Annotated in this window: 9 protein-coding genes; 4 read left to right on the top strand and 5 right to left on the bottom strand. The window is 53.2% G+C overall.

Annotation, left to right across the window (positions count from 1 at the left end; translation table 11 throughout):
* Window positions 1-1,090: AraC family transcriptional regulator (locus RMSM_RS16025; protein WP_236622167.1), on the bottom strand; the 1,090-nt coding region annotated here is incomplete at its 3' end.
* Between the two features lie 382 nt (window positions 1,091-1,472).
* Between RMSM_RS16025 and RMSM_RS16020 the strand changes: the two genes are divergently transcribed.
* From RMSM_RS16020 to RMSM_RS16005, 4 genes are all read left to right on the top strand, one after another.
* The gene (locus RMSM_RS16020) at window positions 1,473-2,690 is read left to right on the top strand and encodes a DUF1559 domain-containing protein (protein WP_008698181.1); all 1,218 of its coding nucleotides are present in this window, start codon (window positions 1,473-1,475) and stop codon (window positions 2,688-2,690) included.
* An 85-nt stretch (window positions 2,691-2,775) separates the two neighbouring features.
* Window positions 2,776-2,943, top strand: a complete 168-nt coding sequence (locus tag RMSM_RS40985) for a hypothetical protein (protein WP_008698180.1) — start codon at window positions 2,776-2,778, stop codon at window positions 2,941-2,943.
* A gap of 214 nt (window positions 2,944-3,157) precedes the next feature.
* Window positions 3,158-4,909 (top strand): sodium:solute symporter, encoded by a 1,752-nt coding sequence (locus tag RMSM_RS16010; protein ID WP_236622166.1) that lies wholly within the window; start codon window positions 3,158-3,160, stop codon window positions 4,907-4,909.
* Window positions 4,910-5,069: 160 nt separating this feature from the next.
* Window positions 5,070-5,876, top strand: a complete 807-nt coding sequence (locus RMSM_RS16005; RefSeq protein WP_052031658.1) for a polysaccharide lyase family 7 protein — start codon at window positions 5,070-5,072, stop codon at window positions 5,874-5,876.
* A gap of 50 nt (window positions 5,877-5,926) precedes the next feature.
* Here the strand turns inward: RMSM_RS16005 and RMSM_RS16000 are convergent, their stop codons facing one another.
* The 4 genes from RMSM_RS16000 to RMSM_RS15985 all read right to left on the bottom strand — a co-directional run bounded on the left by RMSM_RS16000 (window position 5,927) and on the right by RMSM_RS15985 (window position 12,836).
* On the bottom strand, window positions 5,927-8,011 hold the full coding sequence (locus RMSM_RS16000; protein ID WP_144057691.1) for a PAS domain-containing hybrid sensor histidine kinase/response regulator: 2,085 nt from the start codon (window positions 8,009-8,011) through the stop codon (window positions 5,927-5,929).
* A 353-nt stretch (window positions 8,012-8,364) separates the two neighbouring features.
* Window positions 8,365-10,248 (bottom strand): ATP-binding protein, encoded by a 1,884-nt coding sequence (locus tag RMSM_RS36985; RefSeq protein WP_008698169.1) that lies wholly within the window; start codon window positions 10,246-10,248, stop codon window positions 8,365-8,367.
* Window positions 10,242-10,994, bottom strand: coding sequence for a hypothetical protein (locus tag RMSM_RS15990; RefSeq protein ID WP_008698167.1), 753 nt, complete (start codon window positions 10,992-10,994; stop codon window positions 10,242-10,244). The genes RMSM_RS36985 and RMSM_RS15990 overlap by 7 nt, the downstream gene beginning before the upstream one ends.
* Before the next feature lie 174 nt (window positions 10,995-11,168).
* Window positions 11,169-12,836, bottom strand: a complete 1,668-nt coding sequence (locus RMSM_RS15985; RefSeq protein ID WP_008698164.1) for an HDOD domain-containing protein — start codon at window positions 12,834-12,836, stop codon at window positions 11,169-11,171.
* Window positions 12,837-12,977: the final 141 nt, after the last annotated feature.

Raw genomic sequence — 12,977 nt, 5'->3', positions numbered from 1 at the left:
GGCGATACTCACCTGGGCTCTTGCCTTTTAAACGCTTGAAGACCTTGCTTAAGTGTTCCTTATGGCTGTACCCGGCCAAGGGCGCTATCTGCTCAAGCGTCAGCGTGGTTTCTTGCAACAATTTTTCGACTCTTGAAATCTGGACCTTCATGATCTCTTCGTGAGGGGTGCGGCCGAGTTCGCTGCGGAAACGACGTTCGAGCTGGCGGCGTGACAAGGTCGTAAACTCAGCAACGTCATACACATCGATTCCCTCGCAGGCGTGCTCGCGAATGTACTTGCATACCCGCGCGACTTCGCGGTCATCGGTCGCAATCACCTGAGTTGACATGCGTTGCACGACGGACGTGGGTGGCACGTATTCGATCGATGCGGGCGCCGCACCGCCATTCATCATCTGCTGCAATATTTCAGCGGCCCGGTATCCGACCCTTTCTGCATCCGGGCGAACGCTTGATAGCGGTGGATCGGTCAACGGACAAATCACATCGTCATCGTCCACCCCGATCACTGCGATGTCGTCGGGAATAGCGATATCCAGCGTGCGGCAAGCATTGAGCACTTGTTGGCCGCGAATATCGTTACAAACGAAAAGCCCCGTTGGCGGTTGCAGCGACTGGAGCCACAGGGACAACTGAGTCTCGTCATTGACACCGGACTGTTCGATTTGCGTCAACGGCAGTTCGCGGCGACTGGGCGTTTCATAGTAAGACAACGGGCAGCCTGCACCGGCGACGAGATCCTTGTAAAAACAAAGGCGTGTCGCCGAGTAGTGAGCGTGTTGAAATCCGCAAAATGCGAATCGCCGAAACCCACGATCCCAAAGGTGGTCAAACGCCAACTTGGCAACCAATTGGTCGTTTGTTTCAACTCGTGGAACGCCATCAAAGTGTTCGTGGCAACGGACATCGATTAGCGGAACATGCAATTGACGCAGAGAACCGATCGTTCCTCTGTCGGCACGAACGATCACTCCCTGAATATTGGGTGACGATAACCATCCAGGCAACGACATGTCGAGTGTCATTTCCTGGTGCAGCAGCGACCAATTCGTCCGCGATTGTGCAAAGGATGCAACTCCACGTAACAAGTTCCGTCCATAGGAACGTGAGCTTTCTACGATTAGAGCCACTTTCGGGCGGGACTTGGATTTCATTTAGGATGGAAACGTATGGTTTATCGCTAGTCGTGATAGATCGTGGGAAGCATTGGGTTTCGGCGTAGTGCTGTGTTTTTCGGGACAATGCTTCCCACAGATTCAATAGTCTGCTCGCTGCACCTAGGCAGCGAGGCTCCGCCGTCAGATGTCGCAATTCAGCATGCTGATGTCGCAAATATTCCTCGACAAGGTTTTGGAAACCCCCATGATAGCGTAACGTCAGCCACTGTTAAACGGCGGCTTAGGCGAAATACGCTACCCTAGCGTCCGGGTAGTTGCACGTAATTTCCTGTTTTTTTTAGGCAGATCGAAAATGAATGCAAAACAATGTCGAACTGGTTTTACGCTGGTGGAGCTGCTCGTTGTCATTGCAATTATTGGGGTTTTAGTGGGGCTCTTGCTACCAGCCGTTCAAGCGGCGCGCGAGGCCGCGAGACGGATGAGTTGCAGCAATAACTTCAAGCAAATTGGTTTGGGGATTCACAATTATCATGCCGCCTTCAATGCGATCCCAAGGCACGGCACTGGACCGCGAAGCAAAGTGCTACCTGCCGGACAAAATTGGTGGCAAGAACGGACGTATCAACACGAGCGTCTGAGTGCGTTTGTTGGCATTCTGCCGTTTATTGAGCAGCAGGCGATGTGGGAACAAATCAGCAATCCATCGGTGATCAATGGCGTCAGCTTTCCGGCCTACGGCATTGTTCCGTGGGTCGCAGTGGGCAACGAAGATTCGTATACCGAAGATTACACGCCTTGGTTTACGGAGATGCCCACATTGCGATGCCCCAGCGATCCCGGGTTCGGCTTGCCTGCGGGTGGTCGAACCAACTACGCGGTTTGCTACGGAGATTCGACCGACCATATGCATACCGGCCCATGGCTGGGAACGAAAGAGAGTGCGGGACGAGACGACACGCGGCCGCGGGCTGCTGCGCGAGGATGTTTTGCGATTCAAATGTCGTACAAGTTCCGCGACATCTTAGACGGACTCGCGAATACTGTTTGTATGGCTGAGATCAACACGGATCTAGGGGACCAACACATTACCACGCATCCGAGACGAAGCACCGCCGCGGGCGAAAACCCAGTTGCTTGCCGTCCGCAAATTGATGCAGCTCGTCCGCAATTTTGGGCCACCAGCACCTCGAGTTGGGCGGAATGGGGACGCGGCTACTGTTGGGCGGGTGCCGACCCTGGATACAGTCAGATGAATACAATTCTGCCGCCCAATAGCGAAGTCTGCGCACGCGGGGGAATCAACAGCGCGTGGGATGGAATCTATCCAGCGAGCAGCCGGCATCAGGGCGGGGCGCACGTCTTGATGGCCGATGGGGCGGTGAAATTTATAACGGATTCAATTGAATCCGGGCGAAGTCAGGACGGAGTCGTCGGAGAGAGTGGCGTGGTTTGGAAAAACGCGAATACGACGCTGTATCCTCACCGAGCCGCCGGATCGAAAAGCCCTTACGGTTTATGGGGCGCTTTGGGAACGCGTGCCAGTCACGAAGTCATCGACGGCGAATTTTAGTAACGGCACCAGATCGATCTTTCTACTCAAAGAAGATCAGCATTATTTCAGTTTCACTTGGCTTTTAAATAGAATGGAAGTAAAAATGCGTGTTTGGCTCTATTCACTCTTGTTGGTACCTTTCTTGTTGGGATGCTCTGATGGCGGCAATCGTGTCGTTGATACCTCCAATCGGCCGCCGCGAGAGCCGGTTAGCGAAGAGGAGATGGACGCACTGATGTCCGGCGATGCGATGGAAGCTTCGAAACCGTAGTCGCAAGGCGTACTATTGCAATCTTCGAGCGACTGTAATTTTCGAGCAACGCAGGCCATGTCGACCTTCGTTGCCGGGGCGTTTAAAACAGACTCCAACTGGATAAAAACAACAAAATTTGAAACGATACCGATAACGTACCGGGCGTGCTCGCCGCCCGCTCGCCACATCCCTGCCGCCCTTTCGCTCCTCGTGCTCAGTGATTCAATCCTCGATGTCTTCTCTCTCCTTGCCGATGGCAAGTCTGCAAAATACTTCCGAGCACCTCTCGACCGGTGTTCACGTTCATCTCAGCACCATCGACATCCTTGTTGCCGTGGGGTATCTGGTCGGTATCGTGGCGATCGGATTGTTTGCCGCCTGGCTGCATAAGAAGAAGCAAGGCGCAGCCAGTGAGTACTTCCTGGCGGGCAAAAGTCTTGGCTGGGCCAGCATCGGACTGTCCCTGTTTGCCACCAACATTTCCACGTTGCATTTAGTCAGTCTCGCGCAAAACGGTTTCGACACCGGCTTGTTAAATGGAAACTTCGAATGGATGGCCGGCTTTACGCTGGTATTGCTCGGGCTGTTCTTCGCACCGTTCTACATCCGTTCAGGGATCGCAACGCTGCCCGATTTTCTGGAGCGGCGTTACAACCGCGTCTGCCGCGATTGCTTGGCGTTCGTTTCCATTTTGACAGCGATCGTGATTCATATTGCCTTCGCGTTGTTAACCGGAGGCATCATCCTCGAAGAATTGCTTGAGATTCCGATGATGTACAGCATCGTCGTGCTCTGTGTACTGACCGGAATCTATACGATCGTGGGCGGATTGTTGGCCGTCGTGGTGACCGAATGTATACAAACAGTTGTGCTACTGGGCGGCGCGGTTTTGATCACGGGGTTGGCATTATGGCAACTCGGTGGCACCGTGGAATCGCCGGGAGGATGGGATGGTTGGCAAAATCTGCTGACGATTCTCGATCGCGAAGATCAAGGCCAACGGCTGTCAATGTTGCGACCTCATGGCGACGCGGACAATATGCCATGGTACGCGATCATGCTTGGCTATCCTGTGTTGGGGATTTGGTATTGGTGTGCCGATCAAACGATTGTGCAGCGAGTGCTTGGTGCCAAGAATGAGCAGCACGCTCGTCAGGGACCTATCTTTGCCGGAGTGCTTAAGATCCTGCCAGTGTTCTTGTTTGTTCTTCCCGGGCTGCTCGCATGGGCGCTGTTCACTGACGGGCGTCTGGATTTGTCGTTGATCACCGTCGACGGAGCCGTGCAGTCCAAAGGGATTTACGCCAGCATGATTACGGAATTGTTGCCGCTTGGGCTACGTGGCGTGTTGGTGGCCGCTTTGATGGCCGCACTGATGAGCACGGTTTCGGGAGCACTCAACTCCATTTCGACCCTATTTAGCTATGACATCGTCAAACGGTTCAAACCGGCGGTCGATGATAAGGCACTCGTCCGCGTCGGACGTGTTTCGGCCGGTATCGCGTTGATTATTGCAGTGTCATTGGTGCCGGCTCTGAACATGTTCGAGAGCATTTTTAATGGCATGGCAAGCATTATCTCTCACATCGCCCCGCCGATCACCACTGTCTTGGTGTTAGGTGTCTTTTGGCGTCGTGCAAGCTCGCGTGCCGCAGCCATCACGCTGATCGGTGGATCGGTGTTAGGGATCGCGGTGTTCGCAACCAACACACTGGTCCCCGATGGACCCCTGAATCAATTGCCCGGTGGCTTCATGATGATGGCGTTTTATCTGTTCGTCACTTGCATGGTCGCCCAGACGCTGCTGAGTCGATTGTTGCCGGACGTCGCCGCTGAGAGTGGTGATTTGCGTGGCTCTGAATTAGCCTGGGATCCGCCGTGGGCTGCCTTGAAGATCCCTGGTGAAAGCCGCTTGGGCGATCCACGTCTACTGTCAACGCTGTTGATGATCGTCATGGCCATCCTTTATTGGATATTTCGATAGCGGTACCGAGATATCGTGACGAACGACATTTGAAGTTGTGTCGAATTGGACCTTCACCCCCAATTCGAAAAATGGCAGGGCACGGTATCCCATCCGTGTTCGGACGGAGTAAAGAGAACGATTGGAAAAAAGACGTCGGCTCGTGTTTCGAAAGCAATCCATGAGAAATGATCTGTTTGCCTGCCTGATATTAGTCGCGTGCGGTTTTGGCACTGTCGTTAGCGGGCCTGGTCACGCTGCCGATCCAACCGACGTGCGCGTGGTACCGACCGATGATCATGGTGACATCGATCTAAATTGCTGGAAACTAACCCTGCCCGTGGACGCTTCGGGATCCACCGATGGAAAAGCAACGGAGATTCCGGTAACGAAACTTGTTTCTGGTTACAACGATTCGTATTTCAAGAAGAACGCTAATGGCTCTGTCACTTTTTGGTGTCCGGTCACTGGAGCCAAAACCGAAGGCACTGAGTATCCACGATCCGAGCTTCGTGAGATGCTTGATCCCGGCGACCCCTCGGTTAATTGGACCGCTCAAGGAACTCACATTCTGGACGCCGAGTGCCGAATCAGCAAAATTCCCAGTAGTTCAAAGGTGATCATCGGGCAAATCCACAGTTACACTGGCAAAGCTAAACCTTTGGTGAAACTACAGTATTTCAAAAACCGGATCGAAGCCTTGGTCAAGGTGAGCCCGACGGCGGGCAAAGACAAAAAATTGACGTTTCCTAACATCGAATTTAACACTGCGATTTCTTATCAATTTCAATTGAACGATGGACTCTTGACCATCACGGTCAACGGCGAATCGCAATCGCAGGACATCATCGACAGCAATTCGGGATGGGGCGATGAAACGTTCTATTTCAAAGCGGGAGTGTACGTGCAAGACAACGAAGGTGACGAATCCGAAGGGGCACAGGCCACCTTTTCTAAACTAGCGGTCACCCACAATGCCAAGCGATAGCCTTTCTATGAATGCAGCGACGCTCCGCTAGCGAATCTGCAGTCGCTGATTTAGCGAGCGTTATTGGTTAACAACGTCGTCATCGCCTGCAGCAGCAATTCCTGGCGAATCGGTTTGGCGACGTAGGCATCCATACCGGCTTCGCGACAACGCTGCTCGTCTCCGATCATCGCATGAGCCGTCATGGCGATGATGGGAATGTGGCTCGCTTGCTTCTGTTCGCGTTTGCGGATTGCACGCGTCGCATCGAGACCATCCATTTCGGGCATCTCGACATCCATCAAGATCAAATCAAACTCCTGTGATCCACTCATCTGGACCGCCTCGATTCCATTTTGGGCAATGGTTACGCAATGCCCCCATTTTCGCATTAACCCCAAGGCAACCTTTTGATTGACTAAACTGTCCTCGGCAAGCAACACACGCATACTGTCAAGCGATGACGAATCGGCGGCGGTGGCGGAACCGACCGTATCGGATTCGGGTGAACTCGATTCGATTGATTGACGTCCGACCACATGCGAAATGGCCCGCAGCAGTTCGGACTGCTTGACCGGCTTCATCAAATGGGTGGCGACGTTCAATTGGTCACAACGTATCGCGTCGCCGGACCGAATCGCTGACGTCAACAACATCACGGTGGTTCCGGCGAGCTCGCGGTCGTGCCGCAATGATTCGACAAAGTCAAACCCGTCGGTTTCGGGCATGTTGACGTCGGAAATGACCAGATGGAAAGGAGTGCCGTTTTCAACTTCGCTTCTGACTCGCTGCAATGCGTCTTTGGCATTTGAAACTGCCATTGGCTGCAGTCCCCAATTCAACAGCGTCTCAAGCAAAATGCGACGATTCGTCGCATTGTCATCGACCACCAGCACGCGAAGTCCGCGAATGGATTCGAGATCCAATTCCGTCTTGTTGGCGATTCGCGGTGCCCCAATGGGCAGATCAATGACGAAACTGAACGTCGTCCCTCGTCCGAGTTCACTTTGAACCGACAATCGTCCTCCCATCAGTTCGACAAAGCGCGATGCAATCGCCAATCCTAGACCCGTGCCACCATATTTTCGCGTGGTCGACTTATCCGCCTGTTCAAACTCCGTAAAGATGCTGGCCAGTTTGTCCTGAGGCACTCCGATCCCCGTATCGGACACCGCAAATTTTAGTGAGATGGTCTGGTCGTTTGGCGTTCTAACGCCATGATGCGCGACCTGGACATCGACCACTACTTCGCCCGCATCGGTAAATTTGATCGCATTGCCAACGAGGTTGATCAGAATCTGACGCAGTCGCCCTACGTCACCAACCACCATCTCCGGAATATTGGAATCAAAATGATAGGCCAATTCGAGCCCTTTGTGATGCGCTCTCGCGGCTAGCGATTTCATCATCGAGCCGATGCTGTCACGGATTTCAAAGGGCGTGGGATCCAATTCAATTTTGCCCGCTTCGATTTTCGAGAAGTCGAGCACATCATTCAGAAGTCCTAACAGAGCTTCGCCGGATTCGAGCACTGCTTGTGCGTACTCTCGCTGTACCGGATTGAGATGGGTATCGAGCAACAATTCAGCCATCCCGATCACCCCGTTCATCGGTGTGCGAATCTCGTGGCTCATGTTGGCAACGAATTCGCTCTTCGCCCGATTCGCAGTCTCCGCTGCCTCTTTCGCTGCCCCCAACGCACGTTCGGTTTGCTTTAACTTGGTGATGTCCCGCGAAATACCAAAGGTGCCTACGACTTCGCCGTCTTGTCGTTGCAGCGGTAGCTTTGTGGTGGACACCCAGCGTTCCAGTCCGCTCGACCAAATCAAGTGCTCTTCGGTTTCAATGAGCGGTTGGCGAGTCCGCATGATATCCATTTCATCGGCCAAGGCTTTGCGGGCATGATCGTGATCAAAAAAATCGAAATCGCTCTTGCCCACGGCGTCGTCGGTGGTGGAGAGTCCCGAGCGTTCCGCCTTGGCCTGATTGATTCGAATGAACCGACCTTTGGCATCTTTGAAATAGATGCTGTCAGGAATGTGGTCCATCAACGCCTGCAGCAAAAATCGGTCATCGACGGGCACATCAGGTGATGGCTCGGGAGGAATTCCCGTAGCCTCCGATTCACCGCCGCCCGCAGCTTGTTCTTCGTGCATCTTGAAATCCCGACCACTCGGTGGACTGCTGACCCAAATCGAAAAAACATTCAAGAGGTGAAAAGTTTGCGAATGCACACTGTCGTTACATCCTTTTAACCACCGACGCGATCGCTACTCGTCAGAAACATCGTAGCTATTCTAATACAGTTTATTCGCGAATTGTCGTGAAAAACATATGGATTCGTGTTTGGTTCTGAGCCTTTCCTAAGCCACTTCAAATTGAAATGATCCGCGAAATGCATTGTCCAGTTGCGAATCCGTGTATTGTACGCTTCGATCTGGCGGTGTCGTGCCGGAAACGTTGCAGGGTGGGCGAGGTCGTTCATCGCTCCGGTACAACGTTTGATTGATCAACAATGTTGTGAAGGCAGCAATCGGCTGACAGCTTGTTTCAGCTGTGTCGATTCGAAAGGTTTGTTGACATAATCGTCCATTCCGGCATCCAAACATCGTGCTCGGTCGCCGTGGACCGCATTGGCGGTCAAGGCGACAATCGCAGGACGCGAGTGAATTCGCCCGTCGGCGATTCGCTTATGGATTTCTTTGGTCGTCATAAATCCGTCCATCAACGGCATGCGGCAATCCATCAACACGACATCGTAACGTTGCGAAGCAAGCGCCCGGAGTGCGTCGATGCCGCTATCAACGACGTCGCACTGCCATCCACATCCGATCACAATTTCACGTGCCACTTGTTGGTTGACGCAATTGTCGTCTGCTAACAAGATGCGGGGGCTCGAGGAAGCTGAGTATTCGTACACTTCGGTTTCTGGGTTGGGGTTCGTCGTTTCGCTGTTCGCTATGTCAGCAGTCGGTGGATCTGCTTCCGGCGGTTCGCTTGAATCGGCAGCATAACGAAATGTCGCGGTAAACCAGAATCGCGATCCGACACCCTCTTCGCTCTCAACGCCAATCACGCCGTTCATTTTCTCTACGATGGATTTTCCAATCGACAACCCCAGTCCCGTTCCGCCGTACTTGCGACTGATCGAGCTATCGACTTGCGAAAATGATTCAAACAGACTTTCCAAACGATCGGACGGGATGCCAATCCCTGTATCTTCGATCGAAAACAGCAATACAACCTCGTCTGCTTCGAGACGTTGCGGATGGACGACTAATCGAATCTCGCCTTGCTCGGTGAACTTGATGGCGTTGCCAAGCAAATTGAGCAGGACTTGCCGCAACCGATGGCTGTCCCCGACTACCTCATGGGGCGGAACATCGTCGAGGTGAGAAGTCAGCTTAATGCTTTTGCCATCTAAGCGAATCGGCATGCTGAGTATGACATCATCCAACAGTTGACGTAGATCGAAGGGACGTTGTTCGAGCTTCATGCAACCAGCTTCGATCTTTGAATAATCAAGTATGTCGCTAATTAATTTTAGTAGCGATTTACCACTCGATTGACAGGCGTGGACAAAACGCTGCTGACGATCATTGAGTTTTGACTCCGCAAGTAGTTCGGTCATCCCAATCACACCGTTAAGCGGCGTTCGCAATTCGTGGCTCATGCTGGCCAAGAATTCACTCTTGGCCTTGTTGGCATCGTCTGCTTTTTGAGTGGCGTCTTCGAGTTGGACGGTGTGAACGGCAAGTGATCGCATTTCACTGACACTCTGACGGATCGTTATCAGTAATACGCTCTCTTCGAACAGCACCCATATCGTGTGCTCGATCCAGATCCAGTGCGATGCGGTGGGGATACCAAAGACCGATTGGGGCCACCAGATGCCACGGACCATATGATCTGCAGCGACAATCACAGTTGGGGCAACGAGCACTTTCCAATCGCGATACGACGCCAGAAAGGCGAACGACCCGAAAATGTGAAAATGCATTTCGATCCGACCGCCAGACAGATGAATCAAAATGCTAGAAAACAAGATTTGGCTGATCGCGATGACGTGGCGTGTCATCGTTCGTCCCGGCAAAAAAATGGCCATCGCAACCGGCAGACTCGCTAATACACCGCCGCCGACGATCGCCATGATCATGTGCGGATGAAGACTGCGTTGGGCGCCGTCCCACGTGCTTGGCGAGAACCAACATGCGACTGCAATGGCTACGATCCACTGCAATACCATCAGCACCGCAAACATGCGATCGGTTCGGCGAAAAATCGCTGCTGCATGTTTGTCGAAATGGGCGCGAACCGATGCATTGTATTTCGACGAGGGTTGCGTTGAAGGATCCTCGGCCGGACATGAAAACGTTGTAGACGACGTTACCATGCGACCGCCTCAGAACAGCATCGCGATTGGTTATCACTTGCAATCGGCAATCTCGGCGTACACAGCGCACATCCGAAGACCGGAGGCGATTGAATTGCGCCATCGCGGTCCACGCGTGGCCCGTTTTGCATCGCCAACACCAAACGATCTTGTAGCAATTCGCCGCCGATGCTGCGTCCCTCATGACCACGTGAAATTGTGATGCCACCCGAAAACGCTCGCTTGCCGTGGTTGTCAAACAGCATAACCGTTCCGCTGGTCGTCACCCCAAATCGGGCGGTTTCCACTCCGTCGCTATCGATATACAGATTCGCGTTGGCAAGCTGAGCCGCACGCTTGATCAGCGAAGTGTCGGCCCACGCTGTTTCGGCGTTTCCAGGCACACTGGCTACCACCACTACGTTTGGTTCCGTCTTCATCACGGTGGGCCCATTCGAGAGAATTGTTTCCAGTTCCGTTAACGTCGCTTTAGAACATGGACATTTCGGGTGCAAAAAGAGCAGCAAGCTGGGGCGATCCGAGGTGAACGTCAGCGATGAATCCGACGGCCAGTTCGCAGCCGTGTTGGCAAGATTGCTCGTGTCGACCTTGAATCCGTAAGCGGTAATCCATACCGCAAAGCTTAAAATGGTTGCTAACCAGCAACCCGAGACCAAAATCAAGCACCAGCGAGAGATCCGATCGCGAGATCGCTCGTCAAAGTAGAGATCGATTGCCTGTTGGCCATCGCTCGGCGTTGGAATCATCGTTTGCCCCGATAATTGTGATGAACTAAGGGGGGCTGCAATGCTTGACGCAGAGTCCCCCCACGAACACTAGGCCATGATTACGGGGGACGGAAGTTAAAAATCAGCCAAGATGTACTAGAATCTGCGAGCTGGGGCACCGCTGACAAGCACGCCGGCGTGTGAACAAGCAGGCTAGTGACTCACTGGTTCGACCGAGGCCATGTCGGGACCGTGACAAATACGTTCGAATTTGCCGTGCGTTTCACCTAATTTCACGATGTGGTGATACGCGTGCCAGTGGGGAACGCCAGCTTCTTCGCAGATCACGACGGTACGCTCGCGATCAAATCCGCTCAGATCAGCCTGGGATGCGCCGGCACCGATCGCGTTAATGATCACGCGTGGTTGAGACTCGGGTGACGAATAAACAGGAGCGAGTCCTAACGACGGCAACATTTCAGCGAAGAAGTCAAAACCGTGCGTCAATAATCGCATGTAGCCAACACGTTGAGTTTCACGATGGGTTGATGGCGTATGCTCCGAAAGTGACGCGATTCGTCCAAGTTCTCGCCGCGTGGCATCGATGACCGACGTGATCGAATGAAAATTCAAGCGTTGAATCGATTCACTCGACGGAAACTCGACAACATCCCATGGTTCCCAATCGCCAGCCGCGATCCAGCCAACCAACACGGCAAGCTTGATGCTTTCGACTTGATCGCGACGTCTCGGTTCGAGTTTCGCTATCTGAGCGTAAGAACTTTCCAATTCACTCAGCGGCCATGATATTTCTGAAGGAATGTTCCAACGGCCGAGCAGTTGCGACATAGTTTTGGATTGTGTCAATCCAAAAATTCGCCGTTCGATGTCACTCAAAGACGCCTCGGTGTGCTTTGCGATGTCGGTCATGATCGCGTATTCTTCCGGAAATTCAGTGCACAAACCGACGCGGCCTTGCGAATGCATGACCGCACCGAGCACAAGTCCCGCGGTCTCACTTCGCTCACGCTGATCCCCTAAGATCTGGGCTGCGATGCTCGCCGCGGTACTGCGGCGCCAGAGCAATTCCGCATCCAACCCTGAAAAGCTGCGTTCCTTCAATGTATTGCAGGCGCTTGCCCCAAGCGCCAGCTCCCCAATGCGTCGACGTCCGATCCGATTGACTATCAAAATAAGATCACTGATCCGTTGACCGCTCGGGTTGTAATGGCTGCTGTTGCCGAGCCGCAATATTTCGGCCGCCAAGAATGGTTCCATCTCGATCCGATCGACTATCTCGCGGGTCTCGACCTCGTTGTCGAGTGTCAATTGGTAGATTTCAATTGAGGTAGGCGACATCGGTAATGCGGCAAAGACGTCGTCAAGTTTGTCGTTGATCGAAATGCGATCCGGCAGCTCACGTGAGGAGGATTCGTTTGATTTGGTCCCCGCGAGATTCTCGGAAGTCGCGTCGTTCGCCTGCGACGCTGCGTTGGCCATCGCAATGCGACGCCGCGAGACCAACATTTTCATCTTCGCCGCAAACGCTTTGTAGTCCGTCGGCTTGAAAACGATGTCATCGACCCCACGCCGCATCAAATCCTTGACAATCCGAGGCTCCACGACCGAGGTATGAACCGCAATCACCGGCGGGGGATCACGCTCGAGCAACTGGACAACCAATGCATGCCCATGCATATTCGGCATTCGGATATCTGTAACCACCAGATCAAACGAGTGGTTTCCTAGCAAAGCCATCGCTTGCGTGCCATCGCCCGCACCGAGACATCGAAAACCTTCCGAGCCAAGCGCAAATTCCAGCATTTGACGTGGAATCTCTTCGTCGTCGACGACCATCGCTAAAAATTCAGCTTGCTCCATGATTGACTCTCCCCTAGCAATCGATCGTCAATAACCGCACGTCGCCTCGCGTTTTATATCGCCCCGACATCCGCCCGCCCAATGCCACTGGCTGATTTGTAGATTCTTCTTGCGCGACCTGTTTCTATTGACTTCGGTTGC

The sequence above is a fragment of the Rhodopirellula maiorica SM1 genome (genome assembly GCF_000346295.1).
GTDB lineage: Bacteria > Planctomycetota > Planctomycetia > Pirellulales > Pirellulaceae > Novipirellula > Novipirellula maiorica.
This window is presented reverse-complemented; position numbering and strand designations above follow the sequence as displayed.